This window comes from Desulfitobacterium sp., assembly GCF_035539115.1.
GTDB lineage: Bacteria > Bacillota > Desulfitobacteriia > Desulfitobacteriales > Desulfitobacteriaceae > Desulfitobacterium_A.
Map to the genome: position 1 here is coordinate 1 of NZ_DATLJA010000012.1, position 23061 is coordinate 23061.

Sequence of the window (23061 nt, forward strand, 5' to 3'; positions counted from 1 at the left end):
GAATATCACCTCACATCTATTGTCGCATATCTGTCGCATAACATCAATAGAAAGGTATAAAAAAATGCGGAATTCCGCATTTTTTAAGGATATTATTCCACTTGGTCTGCTTCTTATACTATGCTAACTGTAAAACTCGGGTTATAGCATATTCGGTAACTAAAGTTGTACTTTAATGTACAAAAAATATTCAATAAAGAAAACTTGGCTTGCGCCAAGCCTCTGGCGTAGGCGGAAGCCTTAGTTGCACTTATGCTATCTGCCCAAAACTTATACTTTCTGTTAGTATTAAAATAGGTGGAGTTTAACACTCCACCAAAAACCAAAACTACTCTAGTTGTTTTCCTTAAGCTGCTTCCTTGTTCTGTAACAATTCTGCATCTTTGAGCATATTCTGAATGAATACTCCATACCCTCGAGTTGCATCATTTACAAAAACATGAGTTACTGCTCCAACAAATTTTCCGTCTTGAATGATCGGACTTCCGCTCATTCCTTGAATAATCCCTCCAGTTTTGTCTAATAACCGTTGATCCACAACACGGATGACCATATTTTTACTATCGGTACGGTTGCGCATAATCCGTTCTATTTGAACCTCGAATTCTTCGATTTTTTCCCCAGCGAGCACGGTATAAATTTTAGCCGGTCCTTCTTTAATTTCTGCTTCCCAGGCAACAGAAATTGCTTCTTTAAAGTAAGGATTTAAAATTTGCCCTTGCATGGAACCAAAGATACCTGAGATTGAATTTTTTTCGATATTTCCCGAGAAGAGGGATTGGCTTACAAAAGAACCTACTTTCTCCCCAGGATGCCCTCGGCGACCTTTTTCAATCGCATAAATTGAAGAGGCAATCACGGTACCATTGGAAACTTCAATTTTCCGATTTGTGTCCGCATCGTTAATTACATGTCCCAATGCTCCATATTTCCGGCTTTGAGGATCATAAAAGGTTAAGGTCCCGACACCGGCAGCTTCATTCCGGACATAGAGTCCGACACGGAAACGATTCGTTTCTGGACAATAAACGGTTGTGATTCGTTTTTGAATATATTGTCCATCGCGTTGACATAAGATATCAGAGAAACCCTGTTTTTGTCCGGCTTGGTTTATGGCATCGGCTACGTCTAGATCGGTTTTGACTTCTTGACTATCGATTTTTAAGATAACATCCCCGACCTCAATCCCAGCCTCTTTAGCCGGGTAATTCTGTTGACCATCTTTCCCCGTAACTGCAGCTTGCCCAACGACCATAACTCCTTTCGCCTGAAGACTGACACCAATGGATTGCCCACCAGGCAGAAGCTTAATGTCGGGCATGACCTCGATCTCACTGGTTTTAAGGGGGAAAATTCCGAAGAGCTTATAAGATACATGAATCACTTCGGTCTTTTCCGTTTTCGAGGCCATAACTGCATTTGATTCAATAACTGGTTCGGTTTGAATCACCTGGGACAATATTCCGGAAATTTGAGGAAGGGAAATCTCACTTTGCTCCTTGAATTCCGGAATTGCCGCAAGTTGCTGAATCAGGGGCTGAATTCCTAGGAAGGTACAGAGAAGAAAACTGCCGAAGATTACCGTTTTCCTCGTATTCACTCTCGTATCACCCTCCAGTCTTGACTCTGTCTCCCCAAATTACTTCCTTTTCCCCATTTTTAAGCGAAAAACAATATTTAAGCGAAACCTAATGTTAAATTGTCCATCTTGCTTATTTTTCATCCTGTAAAATACGTTCCATGATTTCCAAAAACAAATTTAGAAATTGAAAAAAGAAGGCCATTTTGACCTTCTTAAATAAAGAATTTTCGTTTTTAAACTTAGCTCAAGGAGACTCTCCTTAGGTTATTTTTTTTGGGCATGCCATAATTGTTCAGCGTGCTGACGGGAGATCTCGGCAGAACCTCCCAACATCCGGGCCAATTCCTCGATCCGTTCCGCTTCGTCCAAATGATTAACCAAAGTACGTGTTCTCTCCCCGCTAATCTCCTTGACGATACCGAAGTGCTCTTCGGCAAAAGCGGCCACGGGAGCAGAATGAGTAATACAAAAAACCTGTTTTGACTCCGCGATTTTAGCGAGCTTTTCTCCCACTTTTTGAATGGTACGTCCGCCAACTCCACTATCCACTTCATCAAAAACAAAAGTTCCAACACTTTCGATCTTGGAGAGAAGACTTTTCAGTGCTAACATTAAACGGGCCATTTCTCCGCCAGAAGCCACCTTCACTAAAGGTTTAGGAGGTTCACCCAGATTGGCAGAGAAATAAAATTCAACCTCTTCTGCTCCGCCTGAACGGGGCTCTTTGACTGGAGTAAAATGAACCTCAAAGCGACTTTTTTCCAAGCCAAGGCTGAAAAGCTCTTCAAGAAGCCCGCGTTCCAACTTTTCAGCAACCTGAATCCGCTTTTGGGTCAATTCCCTTGCTCGCGTTGTATATTCAGCTAAAACACGTTTCTTATTTTCTTGCAACTGTTCTAACTCTTCTTGCAAATGCGTAATCCGTTGAAGTTCCTGCACCATTTCTTCTTTTGCTACTAAAACTTCTTCAACCGTCATCCCATATTTGCGCAAACGTTGGAGCTGAATCAAGCGTTCCTCTATTTGATCTAAACGTCCAGGCTCAAACTCCAAATTTTCCTGGTAAGAACGCACGCGTTCAACCAAGTCCTCGACTGCATAATAAACAGTCTCGAAGGGCTCGATCAGATCCTCCAAACGATCATCAAAACGGGCTAAATCCTGAACGATTTTACGGCTTCCGCCTAAAAGATCATAGATTGATTGTCCTTGGGAACCTTCGTAAAGATTCGCATAGAGTTCCGTGGTCAAGTTAAGGATTTTTTCACGATTACCGAGACGTTTCTTCTCAACGTGTAACTCCTCTTCCTCACCTGCCTGAGGAGCCACCCTCGTAATTTCCCCGATCTGATAGCGCAACATTTCCTCGCGTTGCACGCGATCGCGTTCAGATAAAACAAGTTCGTTTTCCTGGTTGAGGAGAGCCCGGTAATGATGAGCTTGAGCGTTCACGTGCTTGAGTAACTGAAGATGTTCCTCGCCACCAAAGGCATCGAGTAAACCCTGATGGGTTTCCGCTTGAAATAAGGACTGATGTTCCATTTGCCCATGGATATCCACTAACCCTTGGCAAAGGCTCCGATAAAGGGTGAACGGGACAGTCCGCCCTTGGACCCGGCAGGCATTCTTACCATTAGCGTTGATTTCACGATAAAGCAAAAGTTGTCCTTCTTCCGCTGGATAACCTGCTTCCTCAAGCCTTTCGTTCACATTAGCCGGTAAATCTTCAAAAACACCTTCAACTCGTGCCTTTTCCAAGCCATGCCGAATAAAATCCGTGCTGGCTCTGCCTCCGAGCAAAACGCCCAACGCATCAATCAGCATGGATTTACCCGTTCCGGTTTCCCCGGTAAAAACTGTTAATCCTGGATGCAAGTTTAAGCTGACATTCTCCATCAACGCAAAATTCTCGACATGCATCTCCGTTAGCATTTAAGTCCCCCTCTTTCCTCACTCAAACGCCTTATCCCATGATGTCTGTAATCCGTTTACGGATCTCTACAACCGCACTTAGGGGTTTAATCACGAGCAAAATGGTATCATCACCGGCCACTGTACCAATGATTTCTTCCCAATTTCCTTTATCGATCAGATCCGCCAGTGCTTGAGCGTTTCCTGGTATCGTCCGAATAACAATTAGGTTTTCACTGTCATTAATGGTAACCACGGTTTCCCGCATTCTCCGTTTCAACCGTTCTGAGGAATTAATGGGCTGAGCAGCGCCGGGACTCGCATACCGATAATCCTCATCTGGAGTCGGAACTTTTATCAGTCCCATTTCCTTAATGTCTCGTGATACTGTTGCTTGGGTCACATCATAACCTATCTCCCGTAAATGATCCGCTAATTCTTCCTGGGTATGGATGGTCTCTTTGGTAATAATCTCTTGAATCTTCATTTGCCTCCGAGCTTTCATCCGATCTCCCCCCTCTTCTTTTGAACCAGAATCCAGTAGGGAGCTTTATCCCCCTGGTTTATATACTGACCTTCCAGCACACTATAGATCTTACGAGGAAGGGAGGCCAGATATTGTTGCACAGCCTTTGCCTCTTCCTCTCCGCCCAGATGTCCCCGGTAAATGGTAAGGACCAGAATTCCGTTCTCGGCTAAGAGTTCTAAAGTGGCTTGAAGAGCCTGAAGCGTAGACACTGCCTGAGTGGTTATGGAATGGTCAGACCCTGGTAAATATCCGAGATTAAACATTGCCAGGTTCACAGGTTCGGAGACAAAGTCCCGCACCAGCGCATGATCTGCAGCATAAAGGGAAACCCGTTCGGCGACACCCTGTTTTTCTAATAAGCGACGGGTCTCAGTCAAGGCAGTTTCTTGAATGTCAAAAGCATGAACCCTACCTTCAGCCCCAACCGCTTGAGCCAGAAACAACGTATCACGCCCTCGACCGGCAGTCAAATCTAAAACTGTATTTCCAGGTGCAATCCGCGGAGCGAGGATTTCTCGTAAAAAGCCTTGAATATCTTGAAGCCTTTCACTCATGCCAGCGATCCCTCAGTTTTTCGCGAACCACCCGTGGAAAACTTCGGCTTCCTAAGCGGATGAGCAGCGCTTTAAGGGGAGAAGTTTGGATCTTCACGATTTCTCCCGATCGTAAAATTAGATTTTCTCGACCGTCAAAAGTCATCTGGCATTCTTTTCCTCGTGCTAAAAGAATTTCAATTCTTTCCCTTTCTGAGACAATCATCGGACGAGCAGATAGAGAATGCGCAGCCAATGGTGTTATCAAAATCGCCTGAACGTCTGGACTCACAATCGGTCCACCTGCCGATAAAGAGTAGGCAGTTGAGCCCGTAGGCGTCGAAATAATCAACCCATCTGCTGGATAACTGACCGAAGGTTCTCCCGACAAGTTCGCCTGAAGAGTCACCATCCCATCCATACTTTGGCGATGAAAAACGACATCATTCAAAACCGTATATCTCAGCTCGCTTTTATCGGTCCGTTTAATCACTGCTTCTAACATTAAACGTTCCTGCAGGCTGTATTCCTTAAGCAAAACCCGTTTTAAAGCGACATATACCTCATCTCGTTCAATTTCGCATAAAAATCCTAAGCGTCCCAGATTTACACCTAAAACTGGAATTTTATAGGGGGCCGCCTCACGCGCCGCTTCGAGGAGCGTTCCATCTCCTCCTAGTGAGATTAAAAATTCGATCCCTTGACCCTTAATTTCCTCCCACTCGGTCAATACTTCCCAACCCAGAGAACGAAACCAATGCGTGAGTTGCGAAGCTAATGCTTGTGATTCAGGTTTGCTCTGATTGGTCCATAAACCGACTCGATCCACACCATTCACTCCGTTCCTATCTGCGCTTTTATAACAAGCTCTGAAACCTTAGACCGCCAATCCAGACCTTTGTCAGGCTGAACAGCCAGCCAGGCGAGATACTCGATATTTCCTTCTGGTCCGCGGATTGGCGAATAATCCATCCCCCGGATTGTGAACCCTTGGGTCTCGGCCGCGCCAAGGACCTGAAATAGGACCTGACCATGGATCTCGGGATCCCTAACTACACCTTTTTTGCCGACATGTTCGCGTCCCGCTTCGAATTGGGGTTTTATTAAAGACAGTACTTGCCCTTCTTCTTTAAGGATTGCCTTCATCGCCGAAAATACCTTTGTGACCGAGATAAACGCCAAATCAGAGACAACCCAATCCATCTTTTCCGGCAGGTCTTTTGCCGTAAGGTAGCGAGCATTAACCCGTTCCATGGATACAACTCGCGGATCTGTTCGCAATTTCCAATCGAGCTGACCATATCCGACATCGATGGCATAGACCCGTTGCGCTCCATTTTGCAAGGCGCAATCGGTAAAACCACCAGTTGAAGCTCCCATGTCTGCGAGAACACACTGAGAGAAGTCGATCGGGAAAACCTTTAAGGCCTTTTCAAGCTTTAAGCCACCGCGGGAGACGTAGGGCAATGTTTTCCCTTTGAGTTCAAAGACAGTCGTCTCGGGAAAATCCATGCCTGGTTTATCCGCACGCTGTCCACTTGCAAAAACGATGCCTTCCATAATTGCTGCTTTGGCTTTTTCGCGGCTAGGGAAAAGGCCCTGCTGAACGAGCAAAACATCTAAACGTTCTTTTCCTTTAGCCACGATTTCTCCCTTCCAGCCGTTGTCGAACCTTAAGCCGTTCTACTGCTCCAAGAATTCCTTTCACCGATAACCCGTTTTCCTGGTGGAGCAAGGAAATCGAACCCTGTTCTACATAATCTTTATAACCTAAACGTTCAACAGTCACATCCGTCACCCCTGCATCGGCTAGGGTTTCCAAGATCGCACTTCCCATGCCGCCAGCGAGCATATGGTCTTCGATCGTCACCATGCGTTTCGTCAAACGCGCGAAACGCAAAATTGTATCCTTATCCAAAGGGTTAAGAAAGCGCAGATTGATCACGCTTGCTTCCACCCCCCGACTCTGAAGCTCGCCCGCAGCCGCCATACATGTATAAACCATCGGGCCAATCCCGACCAGGGCCACATCTTTACCTTCCCTCAGCACTTCAGCTTTGCCAATTGGTAATTCCTTTAAATTCTCATCGAGAGGGATTCCTTGCCCTACCGAACGAGGATAGCGCAAAGCGACCGGTCCATCTTGGCAAAGTGCCGTGTACAGCATATGTTGAAGTTCGTTTTCATCTTTCGGCGCCATAAAGGTCAGGTTCGGAATCACCCGCAGGATGGAGATATCAAACACCCCATGATGGGTTGGCCCGTCATCTCCGACCACACCCGCTCGGTCGATCGCTAAAACAACATTCGCTTTGGGAAGACAAACATCATGGAGGACTTGATCATAGGCCCGTTGATAAAAGGTCGAGTAAATCGAAACGACCGGCTTCATCCCCCCGAAGGCCAAGGCCGAAGCAAAGGTGACTGCGTGTTGTTCAGCAATTCCCACATCAAAAAAGCGGTCTGGAAAACGTTTGCCGAAAAGATTCAAGCCCGTCCCAACTGCCATCGCCGCCGTAATCGCCACAATTTTAGGGTTCGCTTCCCCTAGGCGACATAAAGTCTCGCCAAAAACTTGGGTAAACGTGGGAATGGTAGATTTTTTCAAAATCTCCCCGGTTTCCTTATTGAATGGCCCTACCCCATGAAAGATATCCGGGTTTTTCTCAGCTGGCGGATACCCCTTGCCCTTCTTGGTGATGACATGGACAAGAACAGGCCCTTTCCTTTGTTTGGCTAGTTCCAACGTTTGCTCAATCAGCAATTGATCATGCCCATCGATCGGGCCCAAATACGTAAATCCGAGTTCTTCAAACCACAAGCCTGGAACAAGGAGGTATTTCAAGCTATCCTTTGCCTTTTCAGCAGCCTTAGCAACTTTATTCCCGATTCCCGGAATTCTTTTTAAGAGTATTTCGATTTCTTCTTTACTTCGGGAATAACGGGGATCTGTCCGCAATCGGCTAAGATAAGAAGACATCGCCCCGACATTGGGGGAAATAGCCATTTCATTATCGTTGAGCACGACAATTAAATTGGTTTTACCATGTCCCGCATGATTTAAGGCCTCATAGGCCATTCCTCCTGAGATAGCCCCATCACCGATCACAGCCACGACATAGGATCTTTCCTGGAGGAGATCGCGTGCTTTCGCAAAGCCTACAGCTGCTGAAATCGAAGTACTTGAATGACCGGTTTCAAAACAATCATGAGGACTTTCCGCGCGCTTAGGGAAGCCGGAAAGTCCATGATGACGGCGCAGACTCTTAAATTCCTTCTGCCGCCCGGTTACCAGTTTATGCACATAAGTCTGATGACCTACATCCCATATAATCTTGTCGATGGGACTGTCAAAAACACGATGCAATGCTAAGGTCAGCTCGACAACCCCTAAATTTGGAGCTAAATGTCCGCCGTTTGCCGAAACGACATCAATCATTTCTTCCCGGATTTCCTGGGCAAGAAGTTTGAGCTCCAGCGTATTCAGCGCTCGTAAATCTCGGGGTTGATTAATTCTTTCGAGAATCCCCACATTTCTTCCCCCCTTTCTTTTTCTTATCCGTGAAGGAATGACCCGTAACCCGCTCGAAACTCGCGATCATAATTCCAACTTTACTCATAATTTCGTCTGCTTCATTGATCGCAAAGGATTTTCCCAACGCCTTTCCGGTTACCGTTATCGAGGCAATGAAGGCGAGCAAAAGCGTATTTAAGAGAATCTCCTGATTTCCCAAGGAGGGGTAGAAACTGATCAATTCCAAGAGAATTGAAGCTCCCATGGCCCCGCTTAAAGTGCCTGCGACATCGCCAACAATATCATTGGCGAAATTCGCTACTGAATCCGCGTTACGTACAAGATAAATGGCCTGTTTCGCTCCGAAAACGCGATTGGCCGCCTTGGCATGATGGGGTTTTTCTGTGGCTGCGGTGGCCGCGATCCCAATAATATCGAATACAATGCTTATCACAACAATCGCTACAAGCAAGATCCAAGCGACCCAAATTGAAGCTTGTTTCATTAAGAGCTTCGAGCCTAGGACCGCGAGTAACGCGATCATGAAACTCAAGACAAAGATAAAAGCAATTTGTTTCCAGCTCTTATGTTTTCGTGCCAAAAGACTGCGAACCTCCTCAACCAATGCGCCCCACTAAACAATAATTCCGACAATTATACCCACGATTGTCCCAGCGAATACTTCAAAGGGAGTATGGCCAATCAATTCTTTCAGACGCTCTTGGGAGAGGTCAGACATTTGCGAGTACAACCCTGCCACAAGCTGATTAATGACTTCCGCCTGCTTACCGGCCTCTCGTCGCACTCCCGCCGCATCGTACATCACGATCAGGGCAAAAACTGTCGCGACTGCAAAAATCGGAGAATCCCAGCCATAGTATTTTCCGATTCCTAGAGATAACGCACTGACCGTCGCAGCGTGTGAACTGGGAAACCCACCTGAGCTGATCAGAAAATAAAGATCAAAGGTGCGATGAACCATGAAATTGATTACAACCTTGATTATTTGAGCTACCAACCAAGCGGTGATCGCCGAAATCAATATTGTATTATGAAAAATTCCTGGAAATATTGTCATAGCTCACCTCAATGTTTGCGGTCAGCAATGTAATCTGCTAAGGAATGCAGAAAATCGACTGGCTTGCTGAAAATAGACAAAGCTTCGTGTGCCTCTTGAACCTTGACTGCTAGCTGTTCTTTAGCCCCAGCTAGCCCCAGCAAAGAAGGATAGGTCGACTTTTCCTGTTTTAGATCACTTTGCGCCGGTTTACCTAAGGTTTCACTGTCTCCTTCGAGGTCTAAGATATCATCTTTGATTTGGAAAGCCAGACCGAGAGATTGGGCATAGCGTGTTAGTGCTCGAATCTGCTCCTCTGTCCCCCCGCCCAAGATTCCTCCCAGGCGGGCTGAAACAATAAGCATTGCTCCAGTCTTAAGTCGGTGAATCTGTTCGATTTCCTCTAAGGATAAGGTTTTCCCTTCGGCCTCCAAATCCAAGACTTGCCCTCGGACCATACCTTCAGGTCCTGCCGCTTGAGCCACTTCCTTAAGCACTCGTAATTGTCGCTCAGAAGGCACTGGAAGTGGGGATGCTAAAAGCTCAAACGCATAGGTTAAAAGGCCATCCCCTGCCAGGATTGCCTTTCCTTCGCCAAACACCTTATGATTTGCTAGCCGTCCCCGCCGATAATCATCATTATCCATCGCTGGCAGATCATCATGGATGAGGGAATAGGTATGAATGAGTTCTAGGGCACAGGCTGCCGGCAATACTTGTTCAGCCTTCCCGCCCACCGCTTGCGCAGCGGCTAAGGCCAGCACAGGTCGAATTCGTTTTCCTCCTCCGATCAGCGAATAACGCATACTCTGCCCCATAGTTTCCTCATCCCAGGGCAAATTCTCGAAAAATACATCTATTTTCCCAACATAGGACTCAAGTAGAGTACGAAACATGAGAACGCTCATCCTTCCACTGTGAAATCTGCCGGCCGAACTTCGAGTTCCCCATCCGGTCCTTCCAGCAGAATCTCCATCTGTTTTTCAGCATGGTCCAGTAAATGATTACAGTGTTGAACCATCTCAATTCCTTGTCGAAATAATTTCAGGGCCTCTTCCAAAGGGACCTCTTTTTGTTCGAGCTCCCGAACGATCTGCTCGATTTGACCAATCCCCTCTTCAAACGCAATCTCTTTCTTTTTAGCCATAATTGATTTATCCCCTCTTTACGATTATCCTTCGCGTTCTTCTTTCGTGAGGACCTGACAAGTTAGGGAGCCTTCGTGGAGGCGAACTTTGACGTGATCCCCCGTATTAGCTTCGGTGCTTGAACGGATAATTTTGCCCTCTGAGGAATATGTTAGCGAGTATCCTCTTCCTAGAATCGCCAAGGGACTGAGTAAATCGAGCTTTGTCGCCAATAATTTTAGTATACCATTTTTATCCGAAACAAATCTAGTCATCTCTTGTTGCAGTGCGGAGCTGACATTATCCAGTCGCTGACGGTTTTGCTCGATCCTCCAAAGTGGATTTAACAAGGGCCCACTTGCTGCTAAACCATTAATTTTCTCTCTTTTACGCGCAATTTGCGCTTGGATTCCCACCTGAAGACGAGAATTAAGATTTTCTAAATTTAAGCGTAATTCCTGAAAAACAGGAATGGCAAGTTCCGCAGCAGCAGAAGGAGTCGGAGCCCGCAGGTCGGCAACCATATCCGCTATCGTAACATCTGTCTCATGCCCAACGGCTGAGATCACCGGGATGTTTGAGTCTGCAATCGCCCGAGCTACTTCCTCCGTATTAAAGGCCCATAGTTCTTCCAAAGAACCGCCACCCCGACCCACGATCAGAACGTCAATATTTCCATACCGATTTAAACGAGCGATAGCTTGCGCAACTTCCCGGGGAGCCAATTCTCCCTGAACAGCCGCAGGTGCTAAGACCCAAGAAAGGTTCGGGTCACGCCGCCCCATCACCTTTAAAATATCCCGAATCGCTGCACCTGTTGGGCTCGTGACAATCCCAACCCGGCGCGGGATTCTGGGGATTGGCTTTTTGCGTTCCGGATCGAAGAGTCCTTCAGCCGACAAGCGTTGTTTCAATTGTTCAAACGCTAAATAAAGGGCACCTAGTCCACTCGGTTGCAGTTCATCAACATAGAGTTGAACATTCCCATCACGTTCATAAACTTTTACACTTCCCCTGAGTAAGACCTTCATCCCATCCTGCGGAATAAAGCGTACCCGCTCAGCACGGCTGCGGAACATAACCGCTTTGATGCTCGAGGATTGATCTTTTAACGTAAAATACCAATGCCCCGAAGGGCGGTGATTCTTATAATTTGAAAGCTCCCCGCTCACCCAACAACTCACAAGTTCGTCATTATCACTCAGGGTGCGGCTAATTTCTGTGGTCAATTCTGCTACAGTCCAAATTCTCGGCACAAACTTCACCTCAAGCTCATCATACCCCATGATTTTTTAGGGATCATTAAAACATCTTCTTCTTCCATAAGACAAACGCGCTCACACCGGCTATACCGGTCGCCAAGAGCAAAGCAATCATAAATCCAAACGGGTGATCCATAAAGGGAACGTTCACATTCATCCCCCAGAAGCTGGCGATCATGGTCGGTACGGCGAGAATAATCGTCATAATCTTTAACATCGGGTTTCCCCCTTTAAGGACAATCCGGACGCAAGCCCAATATACTCTATTCCTTAGAGGGAGTCAACATATGTCAATCCTTGGGAAGGATCCCATGACGCTGTGTAATGCCATCAGAGAATGAAGAATAGCAATTGTAGCTTTCGGGTCTCTTTTCGTCATTTTTAAACGTTTATTCAGAATAAACCTATGCCGACTTTAGCATGAGCCTTTTTTTCCGTAAATCCTTTGATATAGCTCTTGATACTTTTGATATCCCTGCTTATAAAATTCAACGTCGATTAGGGTGGGCTGGATCGTACGGTCAACGCGTGAGAAGGTCTTACTGGCGTGGAGGTTATTGAGTTTACCGATGGCCACCCAACCTAAAAGTACGGCTCCATAAGCCGAGCCCTGGGGCTCCGCTAAAACGTCAAGAGGAGTATTAAGCACATCGGTAAGAATCTGAACCCAGGTCGGAGAGGCCATAAACCCACCCCCAATACGTACGGATTGGATTATTCCGGCAATTTCCATAATCGGTTCAAAAACGCTCCGAATTCGGTAGGCTACCCCTTCCATCGCTGAACGCGCAAAATGACCAGATCCATGAGCAAAATCGAGGCCATACAGAGAAGCCCTAAGGTTAGGATCCCAATTGGGTGAGCGTTCACCTGTCAGAAACGGGAGTAAAAACAACCCTTCAGACCCCGCAGGAGTTGCTGAGACCAAGCGCTCAACCTGTTCAAAACTGACGTTATTAAGCCACTTTTGTCTCACCCATTGCAGAGTAAGGCCGGCATTATTGATCGCACCACCCACGACCCAGGCTCCAGGGGCTAAATGATAGCACCAGGTTCGGCCCTTTTCATCAAACGTCGGCTGATCAACCGTGATCCGTGCTGCTCCGCTTGTGCCGATCATAACTGTCACTTCCCCGGGTTCAATCGCTCCCGCACCTAGACTAGATAAAACTCCATCTCCTGCTCCGATCACCACTTGGACATTTTCACTTAACCCTAATCGTTTCCTAACTTCTGGGTTTGTTAACTGAAACACTTCCATCGTCGGAACAATTTCAGAAAGTTGGCTTTGCTTAACGTGAACGCGTTCCAAGATTTCTTCATCCCAGTCGAAGCGATGCACATTAAAAAGTCCAGAACTATTGGCAATCGAAGCATCACTAACATAACTTCCAAACCAGCGCAAAAATAAGAGTTCTTTAAGAGAAATAAAATGATCTGCGGCTTTGAAAACTTCCGGTTGGTAATCAAAAAGCCACTTCAGCTTGCCTGGAAGATACATCGGGTGAATTGGGCAGCCGGTGTGATGATAAAAAGTATCCGCCAGTCCTTCCCTTTTCCACCCTTCTGTGATCTCCGTGCTACGGTTATCCGCCCAGATAATACAGGGTCCGAGTGGTTGGCCATCATGCATCGGAATTACCGCGTGGTTCACGGCACTGAAACTGATCATCGAAACGACATATCCCTGGTTTCGGGCCTGCACTACCGCTTCCTGAATCGATTTTTCCACCTGGGTCAGAACTTCCTCGGGATCTTGCTCTGCCCAACCCGGTTTCGGAGATTGTGTTGGATAGAATTTTTCCGAGCTCGTGATCAGTATCGCCTGATCAGAATAGACGACACTCCGACAGCCCGTTGTTCCAATATCCACTCCCAGTGAAGCCTGTTGTAACGCCATAGCTTTACTCTCCTCATCCTTATTATAAAAATAACAGTGATCGTCCTTCTGGTAGAATCTGCATTTCCGAAAAAATCAGGACCACCTATACGAAAAGATGCCCTAAAGGCATCTTTTCCAACGCTAACGTCTCAGAGAGTCTTAATGAGACTTTTCGGCAAAAGTTAACTCTTGATCACTTATTCTTTTTCCACGACCGCATGGCCACCAAATTCATTCCGTAGAGCGGAGACCACTTTACCTGCAAACGTATCCTCTTGACGCGAACGCAGCCGTGCAGCATAAGAGGTGGCAATCGTTTCAAACGGAACTCCTAACTTCCATGCTTCTTCAATCGCCCAGCTTCCGGTACTGCCACCACCGACTTCCCCAGTAATCTGATGCAAATCGGCATCCTTCGAGAAGGAGTGCTCCATGAGCTCCATTAAATAACTACGGATGATACTCCCTTGGGTCCATAGATGAGCGATTTTTTCCAAATCGAGTTCAAAGGGACCTTCATAGAGCAGCTCAAAGCCCTCCCCGATCGCTTGCAGCATGCCATATTCAATCGCATTATGAACCATTTTTGTAAAATGTCCAGTACCGCTTTCGCCAACATAGAGATAAGCACCGATGCCCTCGGTTAAGGCCTTAAACAGAGCTTCCGCCTGGTCAAAGCCTTCTTTATCTCCACCAATCATGAGGCATAGCCCGTTACGAGCTCCTGCCTGTCCACCGCTCGATCCTGAATCCAAATATTTGATTCCTTGCTCCGCTAATTTTTGCGCACGTCGTACGGAATCGCTGTAGAAGGAATTTCCGCCGTCAATCACGATATCCTCTGCACTTAACAAAGTGCTCAGGCCGCCTTCACCAAAAAGAACTTGCTCGACAGGATCACCCGCGGGTACCATCAGCCAAAGGATGCGTGGCCTAGGAAGTGCATCAATCACTTCTTGCAGATTATGACAGCCTGTTGCCCCTAAACGTTCCATACTTTGTACTTGCTCTTGATTCATATCATAAACCGCCAGCTTAATTCCTTTAGACAAAACGTTTTCAGCGGCTAAGCCCCCCATTTTGCCCAAACCAATCATTCCATAGGAACACGTTTTCATATGATCCACATCCCTTGCTCGATTATCTAGAATAAATTTTCCTGCTCATTAAACTGCCAATCCTGTAGCTCTCCGGTCTCAAACGCTGAGCCACGCGCTGTCAACTCCTCGATAATGGCTTCAGAAGCCCAAAACTCACTTAAACTCAGGGTATTTTTAAGACGAATAATCCGAGTTTTATTGAGATCAAGGGCATTGCAGGTTTTAACCGCCGCCCGAACCACATCAAAGTCGGTATCCAGCGTTAACGGGATTTTGACTGGCCCAGTAACGGTTGAGGTTAAAGCATTCGGATAGGTCTGTTCTAATCTCATCTTCTCTACTAATCGTTTAGCGACGAGATCTGCCGTCCCAACTCCATTGGCATTACCATGACTACGCTCTGTGAGATCAAGTAAAGCCATTTTGCTGACCTCTGGCCCCCCATGAGCATAGGGTGTTGGGTAACGTCCCGTGATATTGGGGTCCATCCCGTCTCCGCTGATATCTTTCCCGATTTCATCGATTATCAGAACATCGAGTTGCGACACAGGTAGACTAGGCATCAGTTTTTTGGCCAGCTCTAACCATTCAGGTTCTTCTTCCAGAAGCCGTTCTCGCGGAATAGCCGTTACGGAGTGCGTATGATCATAAGCATTTTCGACAACTCCTAATCCAAAAACCACCGGTGCTTTTGCCAAAAGCAATATTCCCATTTCACGGATATGTCGAGCCATATGTTTGAAGCTATGAGCATGACAGGCTTCCGCGCCTTTTTGCTTACCTAAGCCAATCGTCAGCATCTTCACTAAACCACTTTCGATTTTCCCCCGGAAAGCCGTATGTGGCTTAATCCGGTTGAGTAAAACAATAGCATCCGCCTTGAGTGCATCGGAACTAATATAAACCGGCAACCCGTCTGGAAGAACCCCGACTTGAGTCACTTCCATACTTGAAACGATTTCAGCCCCAACCACCTCGGGACGAATTCCTAAGCCTAAGAGCATCTCTTTCTGTCCTTCGGCAGATGCTCCCCCATGACTTCCCATTGCCGGAATGATGAAAACCTCAGCTCCGCATGCTTTGATTCCTGCAACCAGCGATTTCACCAAGAGTGGTAAATTATTCACTCCCCTGCTGCCTACTGTGAGCGCAACCCTTTGCCCTGGTAAAATTCGATCCAACGTCCCTGGCCGCTGCAAAGCCTGGTGAATCGCCAGAGGAATATCTGCGAGCGTATCATCGGGAAAAGTTTGTTTCACTCGCGCCATCCTTGGTAAGGGTACATCTTGGAGTAGTTCTGCATAGATTCCCAACGAATCCACCTCCTAAGCCTCTAGTTAACCACCACTCAAGATCTGGCAGCTTATACCACCTTTTGAATTCTCTCTTGTAGATCCTGAGCTTGCCGGGTAATCTGGGCAAACTTTTTCTCCTTGACCCAGTCTCTCTTCACTAAGGAGCTCCCCATACCCACGCCGACTGCGCCCGCCTGGATAAAATCAGGAGCATTTTCAAGGGTAATACCCCCTGTAGGCAGAAAAGGGATGTAAGGGAAAGGACCCCTGAGCTCCTTCAAATAATTGACACCGAGTGAGCCTGCCGGAAATAACTTGACAATATCAGCTCCTGCTTCTAACGATCGCATCACTTCCGTGGGCGTCATCGCTCCTGGAATGGCGATACGTCCATACCGATGAGCGATCTGCATCATCTCTGGAATAAAGAGGGGGGAAAATAAGAAATCTGCACCCACTTCAATCGCTTGATGGGCTGTTTCCGTATCAAGAACGGTTCCTGCACCCACAACTAGGCGGGGATCCTTCTTCTTTAAAGTTTCAATGATTCGCCAAGCCCCAGGGGAATCCGAGGTCACCTCGAGCGCTGTAATTCCAGCTTCGAGTAAAGCGTGTGCTGCATCTATTGCTTCATCTTCCTTGAACCCTCGCAAAATGGCAAGTACTCCATTATGCCAAAGTCGCTCCTTGAACATTTTCGGTACCTCCTCGCTTAACCCTTCACGGCCCCGGCCGTTAAACCATTGATAATGTACTTTTGTGATAGAAGCGCTAGAATCAAAACAGGAAGTGTAATGACCACGGCAGCGGCCATCAAGCCACCCCAATTAATTTCTGAATAAGAGAGGAAGGAATAAACCGCAATCGGTAGAGTTTTGGTTTTTTCCCCGGACAAGACGAGTGAGAACATAAAGTTATTCCAGGAAAAAACAAAGGAGAAAATGGAGGCGGTGATAATTCCTGGTCCGGAAATGGGGAGTACAATCCTGAAAAAAGCTTCTTGGATCGTGCATCCATCCACCCGCGCGGATTCTTCGAGTTCAATCGGAATATTTTCAAAATAGGGAACCATAATCCAAACGATATAAGGTAAACCCACTAACATATGGCTCAAAATCATCGAGGTAAAGCTATCCACCAAGTGTAACTTTGTAAAAAGGATATACCACGGAATGAGAAAGGTTATCCCCGGTACTATACGGGCCACCAAGATGGTTAGACCGAGTTTATTTTGATGGTAACGGGCAACCGAATAAGCTGCCGGTAAACCTAGGACCAACGATAGAAGAGTGGAGCCCACCGCAATAATAAAGCTGTTGAGGATAAACTTGAGAAAATCATATTGGGCAAAGACATCCTTATAGTTCTGAAACGTCGGTGTAAACGCAAACATATTTTGTGGAGACATGATTTGCTGCTGCGTCTTAAAGGAGGCCAAAATCATCCATAAGAACGGAAACAAGAAGGCTACAACCACAACCACAATGAGCAAGCGTTGCAAATACTTCACGGGATCCTTCATTTGTCCTGCCATTTCTATGTCTCCCCTCCTTTCCTAGCCGAGACCAGGATAAAACTTATTGCCAAAACGATCACAAAGAAAATCATCAGAAGAGCAGATGTCATACCTAATTTAAAATAGGAAAATCCTTGAACAAAGCTATAAATATTAATGGTTTCCGAATGGAAATCAGGTCCTCCTCCGGTCATCGAATAGATGATATCAAAGGTTTTTAAAGCATCAATCGAGCGAAGGAGCACCGCAACCAGAATTGTCGGCTTTAATAATGGCAGCGTGATCCGGGTAAGCATTTGCCAACGCGTTGCCCCATCGACTAAAGCCGCTTCATACGGCTCAGTCGGCAAAGAGGTTAAGCCCGCGAGAACCATCAACGCAATCATCGGGGTCCATTGCCAAACATCAACAACCACTAGGGAGGTGAGGACTTGTTTGGGCGATGCAAGCCAAAGTTGAGGTGGAATATGAAGGAGTTGTAAGACTTTATTAGCTAGACCAATATTCGGTTCATAGATTAACATCCATACCAATCCGATCGCAACAGGCGTAGCAATCATCGGTAACAAAAAGAGTGTTTTGAGGACATTTTTCCCTTTGAAGTCCTGATTAAAAAGGAGGGCAATGATTATACCGAGAACGGTTTCCACGACAACCGCTGCAATCGTAAAACTAAACGTTCGAGAGATTGAGGGCCAGAAACGTGGATCGCTGAAAATCAAAGTTTTGTAATTGCCTAACCCAACCCATTGCGGGGGAACCAGAGAGGACATACTCCAATCAAAAAAGCTTAACCTCAGGGTATAAGCAATTGGAAACACCATCATAATCAAAACAAACAAAACCGCCGGTAGTGGAAAAACGTATTTAATATTCCGCTCGAGCCAACGACTAAACATGGTGAACCCCCTTGCTGTATTAACAGGAGCCGAGCCTTCCGCAAGAACGGAAGGCTCGTTCGTTAGTTAGTTATTAAGACTTATTTCTTTTCTTTGTCGAGAATAGCCTGAAGCGCTGTATTTCCCGCATTCGCTGCTGCCGCAATATCTTGACCCTGAATAGCCGCTTGTATCGGTCCACCGACAGCATCACGGGCTGGTCCGATATCAATAACAACAGGGCGGTCATGGTCAACAGAGTCTTTCATTGAAGCCTTCACCGTATCGGCATACTCTTTCGGGAAGGTCTTCAAACCTTCAGGATCATTCCAAACAGACTCACGGGCGCCTGGATTACCCGCTTGTTGCATCTTGAGAACTTCCTCTTTACTGGTTGCCCATTTGATGAATTCCCAAGTAGCAGCTTGGTTCTGCGACTTCGCATTCATGCCCAAAGCCCAAGAGGTAATGTTATACGGCTTGGCGCCAGCAGTACCGGCTGGGAACGGGGCAAAGCCTACTTGATCGGAAACTGTGGATTTCTTGGGATCTGTTAAGTTCGTGTAAAGACTATCTGCATCCGTCAGAAAAACCGCTTTTCCTTGTTGGAAGATGGCAAAAGCTTGTGGCCAAGCCATGTTTAACGTTCCAGGAGGTCCATAAAGACGGAGTAAGTCACCATAGGTTTGGTAAGCTTTAAGCGCTTCCGGAGTATTGATTGTAGCTTTGCCGTCTTTGGCAAAGTCGCCGCCGGAACTATAGAGGAAACTCGAAAGCTGTGTTACGGCCGGAGAACGCTGACCACGAGCGACAAAACCATAAATTCCCTTGCTCGGATCATTGAGTTTTTTCGCAGCTGCAACAAGTTCGTCAAGCGTTTTGGGAACGGGAATATTATTTTGTTGGAGAATATCTTTACGATAATACATAATTTCCCGCTCGGTTACCAGTGGTACACCGTAAAGCTTTTGATTCATGGTGACAGTGCCTATGGCACCTTTATTAAAATCACCAACATTCCAAGCGGTATCCTTTTGAGTATAACTACCTATGTCATTTAACCAACCGTTAGTTGCAAAGAGTTTTCCTTCTTGAAGTGGACGGAACATAAAGGCATCAATCGTCGTCGAACCCGAGGTTAATTCTACCGTCAATTTTTGCGTGAGTTGATCCTCAAAGTAGTTTTCCGCATTGACTTTAATCCCCGTTTTTTGTTCAAATTCTGGAAGCTGAGCTTTCAGCGCATCTGACCATGGATGATTCGCAAAGACCACGCGGAGTTGGGTGCCAGCATACGGCTTATCCGTCGATGCGTTCGGTTTCGGGGCTTGACTACTTCCACAGCCTGCAACTAAGCCTAAGCTCATCGCAAGACTCAGAACCACAGCGACCCCTCTCAAGAGTTTTCTTGGTTTGTTCACGACTTCCCCTCCTATATCTCATAAGATTTGCAACTTTGCATTAAATAATTACGACAAATTTTTTCATTATCCTGCTTATGTGAAAAAAAATTTCTTTATTTCAGTTATTTTAGGAAAAATTATTCAATGCTTTATCCCATCTATATTACCGTAAATTGAGATTATAACTTATTTTCTTCGAAAATCGCTTTCTTCATACTACTTATTAAAAATCGCGCCTAAATTGGCTGACGAAACTTTACTGGCGTAATCTTTGAGATACGGGGAAGCTTGTTTCTCCACGGGCTGGAACTTTTTGCTGCGCTCGGCTAGAACTTCGGAAGACACTTGAAGTTGAAGCTCTCGCTTGGCGAGGTCAATTAAAATTTGATCTCCATCTTCAACTAAACCAATCGGTCCGCCTGCTGCAGCCTCCGGGGAAATATAACCCACGGAAACTCCACCTGAAGCCCCCGAGAATCGTCCATCCGTGAGGACCGCTTTGCCCCCGCGGACTTGTAAAAATTCCGTAACACGGTGGAGCTCTCTCATTCCCGGACCCCCTGCTGGCCCTTCATAGCGAACCACCAAAATCTCCTCTGAAGATATGGTTTCAGCGGCCAGACAGTCCTCTTCTGAATCAAAAACTCGCGCTCTCCCCTTAATGAAATTCCCCTCGCTCGTAATTGCTGATCGTTTCAATAATGCCCCTTCAGGAGCAAGATTGCCATAGAGAACCACTAACCCACCTTCTTGCTGAAGGGGATTTTCTAAAGAATGGATGAGTTCGCCGATTTTCGTTACTTGGCTCAAATTACCTTGAACCGTCTGACCTGTAACCGTCATCTGCTCCGTATGAAGCAATGGTTCTAAACGCTTCATTACGGCAGGCGCTCCCCCAGCCCGGTAAAGATCAATCACGGTATGCTCTTGGTCATTGGGGACAACCGCAGTAAGTAACGGAGTCGAACGACTGAGACGATCAAAGTCGTTTAAGGAAAGTTTCACTCCCACTTCTTTAGCCAAGGCCAGAAGATGCAGGACTCCGTTTAAGGACCCGCCCAAGGCGAGTAAAACACGAATCGCATTCTCAAAGGTTTCCTTAGTCAAGATCTGGCGCGGTACTAACCCCTCTCGTACCAATTGGACAACCCGGATTCCGCTCTCCTCTGCCAGGCTGGACCGACCCGAACTCTGAGCCGGAATAAGTCCATTTCCGGGTAAAGCAAGTCCCAGAGCTTCAGTTAGAATCCCCATCGTGTTGGCCGTACCTAAATAAGGGCAGATTCCAGGTCCTGGATAATAGCGCAAAGTTTCTTCAACCAATGTCTTTTCATCGATCTCTCCACGCATAAATTTCTGACGAGCCGCCTTTGAGTCACGGGGCTTGATTTCTGGAATATTCGGACCTGCCGTCAGCATCACACTCGGTAAATCGAGACGGGCAGCAGCCATCAATAAAGCAGGGACAATCTTGTCGCAGGAACCCATGAGTACCATCCCATCAAAGATACGATGACTGTTAATCATCGTTTCGACGGAATCGGTAATGAGTTCACGGCTGGGCAGAACATAGTTCATACCACAATGGCCCTGCGTGATCCCATCACAAATAGCAATTGTATTGAACTCTAAAGGAGTTCCTCCCTCTTGGACAATTCCCCGTTTAACATGCTCCGCTAATTCGCGAAGAGGAGCATGCCCTGGAACAATCTCATTCCAGGTATTGACCACTGCAATGATCGGCCGGTCTAAATCCTCATAGCGAGCACCAGCGCTGCAAAGATGCGCTTTCGCAATGGCCCGTTGAAACGGTGGCAGGTGATTAATACGGTTGATCATTTTTTGTATCCTCCATTGGCAAATTCATTGAGTTTTGGGAACTGTGTTTCCCCTAAATGAACTAGATCTTGGAAAAGCGCGTAACCCTTTTGATAACGTTCCTTGCGAGCAGCATTTGGCTCCATAATTTGAGCTACAGGAACCAGTTCAGCACATTGTTCCAACGATTCCAATTGTCCGAGCGCGCTCCAGGCTAGGAAGGCCCCGCCTAAAGCAGTCCCTTGCGTATATTTAGGTATGCCAAGGGGGTTTCCTAAAATATCCGTAAGAATTTCTGTCCAGACCTTGGATTGGGTGAACCCCCCGGTAGCTCGAATTTCTCGAGCAGGACCAGCAAGTTCTTCCAGAAGCTTAACTACAGAATTAAGTTGGTAGCTGATTCCTTCCAAAACCGCTCGCATCAAATGTCCCCGCGTATGGGTCAGTCTTAATCCCCAAAAGCTTCCTGAAACATCCTCACGCCAAAGCGGTGCCCGCTCTCCAGTGAGATACGGGAGACAGAACAAGCCCTCTGAACCTGGGGCAATAGCCGCAGCTTCTTTATTTAAGGTTTCATAAAACATGTGGCTTTGAGCCTGATCTGAGGCCAGCTCCTGGCCCTCTCGCTGTCCGGGTCCAAAAAGGAATTCCAGCCAACGCAGAACGATCCCGCCATTGTTAATCGGTCCGCCAATAATATAATGCTCGTCATCCACAACATAACAGAAGAGTCGACCCTCGGGATCGAGTTGAGGCTGTTTAACCACCTGGCGCGCCGCTCCACTCGTACCGATCGAAAGAGCAAGTGAACCGGGTACGACCGCTCCCACACCGAGGTTGGCTAAGGCCCCATCACTGGCTCCGGCAATGACTTTCGTATTTTCGGGCGTCCCCAACCGTTGAGCCAAGTCTGCTGGAATAATCCCAACACAATCCGTCGTTTTTACTAAACGCGGAAGTTGAGTCTGGTTTACGCCACACCAAGTCAAGGCTTGCTCATCCCAGGCCCTGGTTTTTAGATTAAAAAGCCCTGTAGCCGAAGCTAGGGATTCATCGATAACCCATTCACCTACTAGTTCGTGGAGAAGATAGGCTTTTAAATCCACCCAGAGTTTAGCCTGAGTGAAAAGCTCAGGTTGACTTTCCCTAAACCAGGCTAACTTTAAAAGTGGCGACATGGCATGAATGGGTGTCCCTGTTCTTTGGTAAATCTCCAAACCCTCGGGAGTGGCTCGCAGTTTCCTCGCCAATTCTTCCGCTCTTTGATCCGCCCAAGTGAGGAAGCGCGTTAAAGGCTGCTCATGATCATCAAGACCCATCAAGGCATGCATCGCCGTACTCAAAACAATAATCTGCGGCTTATGGTTTGTTTGCGCGAGTACGTTTTGAATCGCCCGTTCAAAAGCCTGAAGCACATCGTGAGGATCTTGTTCAACCCAACCAGGCTGAGGCTGGACTAAAGGATACCCACAACTTTGCTCAGCCATCAATTCGGCTTGGTCATTGAAAATCGTTGCCTTAACGCTAGATGTCCCCACATCCACACTTAAGATCCATTCCCGTTGCATTTACTTTAAGCCACCTTTCAGATTAACGTAACGATAATTATTTTCTTATTTATTTTTAAATATAAAATTTATTTTCATAGGGAGTA

The 23061-nt window shown here is 46.7% G+C and carries 22 protein-coding genes; all 22 read right to left on the reverse strand.

Features of this window, described 5'->3' with window-relative positions:
• Positions 1-346 precede the first annotated feature (346 nt).
• The 22 genes from spoIVB to VM640_RS01955 all read right to left on the reverse strand — a co-directional run bounded on the left by spoIVB (position 347) and on the right by VM640_RS01955 (position 22975).
• Positions 347-1600, reverse strand: a complete 1254-nt coding sequence (spoIVB, locus tag VM640_RS01850; protein ID WP_325389338.1) for a SpoIVB peptidase — start codon at positions 1598-1600, stop codon at positions 347-349.
• 246 nt (positions 1601-1846) lie between these two features.
• Positions 1847-3514 carry a DNA repair protein RecN gene (gene recN / locus VM640_RS01855; protein ID WP_325389340.1) on the reverse strand — a complete coding sequence of 556 codons (1668 nt, stop codon included), beginning with the start codon at positions 3512-3514 and terminating at the stop codon, positions 1847-1849.
• Between the two features lie 31 nt (positions 3515-3545).
• Entirely contained in the window at positions 3546-3998 is a 453-nt protein-coding gene (gene argR / locus VM640_RS01860) for an arginine repressor (protein ID WP_325389342.1), read from the reverse strand.
• Positions 3995-4576, reverse strand: a complete 582-nt coding sequence (mnmM, locus tag VM640_RS01865) for a tRNA 5-(aminomethyl)-2-thiouridylate-methyltransferase MnmM (RefSeq protein WP_325389344.1) — start codon at positions 4574-4576, stop codon at positions 3995-3997. The genes argR and mnmM overlap by 4 nt, the downstream gene beginning before the upstream one ends.
• Complete coding sequence (locus VM640_RS01870; protein WP_325389345.1) at positions 4569-5384, reverse strand: NAD(+)/NADH kinase; 816 nt, start codon at positions 5382-5384, stop codon at positions 4569-4571. The genes mnmM and VM640_RS01870 overlap by 8 nt, the downstream gene beginning before the upstream one ends.
• A gap of 5 nt (positions 5385-5389) precedes the next feature.
• On the reverse strand, positions 5390-6199 hold the full coding sequence (locus tag VM640_RS01875) for a TlyA family RNA methyltransferase (RefSeq protein WP_325389346.1): 810 nt from the start codon (positions 6197-6199) through the stop codon (positions 5390-5392).
• The gene (gene dxs, locus VM640_RS01880) at positions 6192-8087 is read right to left on the reverse strand and encodes a 1-deoxy-D-xylulose-5-phosphate synthase (protein ID WP_325389347.1); all 1896 of its coding nucleotides are present in this window, start codon (positions 8085-8087) and stop codon (positions 6192-6194) included. The genes VM640_RS01875 and dxs overlap by 8 nt, the downstream gene beginning before the upstream one ends.
• The gene (locus VM640_RS01885; protein WP_325389348.1) at positions 8065-8670 is read right to left on the reverse strand and encodes a hypothetical protein; all 606 of its coding nucleotides are present in this window, start codon (positions 8668-8670) and stop codon (positions 8065-8067) included. Before VM640_RS01885 ends, dxs begins: the two co-directional genes overlap by 23 nt.
• Positions 8671-8703: 33 nt before the next feature.
• Complete coding sequence (locus VM640_RS01890) at positions 8704-9147, reverse strand: divergent PAP2 family protein (protein ID WP_325389349.1); 444 nt, start codon at positions 9145-9147, stop codon at positions 8704-8706.
• Between the two features lie 8 nt (positions 9148-9155).
• Positions 9156-10022 carry a polyprenyl synthetase family protein gene (locus tag VM640_RS01895; protein ID WP_325389350.1) on the reverse strand — a complete coding sequence of 289 codons (867 nt, stop codon included), beginning with the start codon at positions 10020-10022 and terminating at the stop codon, positions 9156-9158.
• 8 nt (positions 10023-10030) lie between these two features.
• On the reverse strand, positions 10031-10273 hold the full coding sequence (gene xseB / locus VM640_RS01900; RefSeq protein WP_325389351.1) for an exodeoxyribonuclease VII small subunit: 243 nt from the start codon (positions 10271-10273) through the stop codon (positions 10031-10033).
• Positions 10274-10297: 24 nt separating this feature from the next.
• Positions 10298-11509: an exodeoxyribonuclease VII large subunit gene (xseA, locus tag VM640_RS01905; protein ID WP_325389352.1), complete on the reverse strand. Its 1212-nt coding sequence runs from the start codon at positions 11507-11509 to the stop codon at positions 10298-10300.
• 46 nt (positions 11510-11555) lie between these two features.
• Positions 11556-11732 (reverse strand): Loki-CTERM sorting domain-containing protein, encoded by a 177-nt coding sequence (locus VM640_RS01910; protein WP_325389353.1) that lies wholly within the window; start codon positions 11730-11732, stop codon positions 11556-11558.
• 198 nt (positions 11733-11930) lie between these two features.
• Positions 11931-13415: a gluconokinase gene (locus VM640_RS01915; RefSeq protein WP_325389355.1), complete on the reverse strand. Its 1485-nt coding sequence runs from the start codon at positions 13413-13415 to the stop codon at positions 11931-11933.
• 179 nt (positions 13416-13594) lie between these two features.
• Positions 13595-14515 carry a phosphogluconate dehydrogenase (NAD(+)-dependent, decarboxylating) gene (gnd, locus tag VM640_RS01920; RefSeq protein WP_325389357.1) on the reverse strand — a complete coding sequence of 307 codons (921 nt, stop codon included), beginning with the start codon at positions 14513-14515 and terminating at the stop codon, positions 13595-13597.
• 26 nt (positions 14516-14541) lie between these two features.
• Positions 14542-15810 (reverse strand): nickel pincer cofactor-dependent isomerase, group 22, encoded by a 1269-nt coding sequence (locus tag VM640_RS01925; RefSeq protein WP_325389359.1) that lies wholly within the window; start codon positions 15808-15810, stop codon positions 14542-14544.
• A 50-nt stretch (positions 15811-15860) separates the two neighbouring features.
• Positions 15861-16487: a bifunctional 4-hydroxy-2-oxoglutarate aldolase/2-dehydro-3-deoxy-phosphogluconate aldolase gene (locus VM640_RS01930; protein WP_325389361.1), complete on the reverse strand. Its 627-nt coding sequence runs from the start codon at positions 16485-16487 to the stop codon at positions 15861-15863.
• 17 nt (positions 16488-16504) lie between these two features.
• A complete protein-coding gene (locus VM640_RS01935) occupies positions 16505-17326 on the reverse strand; it encodes a carbohydrate ABC transporter permease (RefSeq protein WP_325389363.1) in 822 nt (273 codons plus the stop codon).
• 2 nt (positions 17327-17328) lie between these two features.
• Positions 17329-18207: a carbohydrate ABC transporter permease gene (locus VM640_RS01940; protein ID WP_325389365.1), complete on the reverse strand. Its 879-nt coding sequence runs from the start codon at positions 18205-18207 to the stop codon at positions 17329-17331.
• Positions 18208-18287: 80 nt separating this feature from the next.
• The gene (locus tag VM640_RS01945) at positions 18288-19607 is read right to left on the reverse strand and encodes an ABC transporter substrate-binding protein (protein ID WP_325389367.1); all 1320 of its coding nucleotides are present in this window, start codon (positions 19605-19607) and stop codon (positions 18288-18290) included.
• Positions 19608-19805: 198 nt separating this feature from the next.
• Positions 19806-21428, reverse strand: a complete 1623-nt coding sequence (gene ilvD, locus VM640_RS01950; protein ID WP_325389369.1) for a dihydroxy-acid dehydratase — start codon at positions 21426-21428, stop codon at positions 19806-19808.
• Entirely contained in the window at positions 21425-22975 is a 1551-nt protein-coding gene (locus VM640_RS01955) for a gluconokinase (RefSeq protein WP_325389371.1), read from the reverse strand. Before VM640_RS01955 ends, ilvD begins: the two co-directional genes overlap by 4 nt.
• Between the last annotated feature and the right edge of the window lie 86 nt (positions 22976-23061).

Coding starts and splice junctions, on each gene's coding strand:
- recN (WP_325389340.1), bottom strand. CDS start 3,514: ATGCTAACGGAGATGCATGTCGAGAATTTTGCGTTGATGGAGAATGTC.
- argR (WP_325389342.1), bottom strand. CDS start 3,998: ATGAAAGCTCGGAGGCAAATGAAGATTCAAGAGATTATTACCAAAGAG.
- mnmM (WP_325389344.1), bottom strand. CDS start 4,576: ATGAGTGAAAGGCTTCAAGATATTCAAGGCTTTTTACGAGAAATCCTC.
- VM640_RS01890 (WP_325389349.1), bottom strand. CDS start 9,147: ATGACAATATTTCCAGGAATTTTTCATAATACAATATTGATTTCGGCG.
- VM640_RS01895 (WP_325389350.1), bottom strand. CDS start 10,022: ATGTTTCGTACTCTACTTGAGTCCTATGTTGGGAAAATAGATGTATTT.
- xseB (WP_325389351.1), bottom strand. CDS start 10,273: ATGGCTAAAAAGAAAGAGATTGCGTTTGAAGAGGGGATTGGTCAAATC.
- VM640_RS01910 (WP_325389353.1), bottom strand. CDS start 11,732: ATGTTAAAGATTATGACGATTATTCTCGCCGTACCGACCATGATCGCC.
- VM640_RS01915 (WP_325389355.1), bottom strand. CDS start 13,415: ATGGCGTTACAACAGGCTTCACTGGGAGTGGATATTGGAACAACGGGC.
- gnd (WP_325389357.1), bottom strand. CDS start 14,515: ATGAAAACGTGTTCCTATGGAATGATTGGTTTGGGCAAAATGGGGGGC.
- VM640_RS01930 (WP_325389361.1), bottom strand. CDS start 16,487: ATGTTCAAGGAGCGACTTTGGCATAATGGAGTACTTGCCATTTTGCGA.
- VM640_RS01935 (WP_325389363.1), bottom strand. CDS start 17,326: ATGGCAGGACAAATGAAGGATCCCGTGAAGTATTTGCAACGCTTGCTC.
- VM640_RS01940 (WP_325389365.1), bottom strand. CDS start 18,207: ATGTTTAGTCGTTGGCTCGAGCGGAATATTAAATACGTTTTTCCACTA.
- ilvD (WP_325389369.1), bottom strand. CDS start 21,428: ATGATCAACCGTATTAATCACCTGCCACCGTTTCAACGGGCCATTGCG.
- VM640_RS01955 (WP_325389371.1), bottom strand. CDS start 22,975: ATGCAACGGGAATGGATCTTAAGTGTGGATGTGGGGACATCTAGCGTT.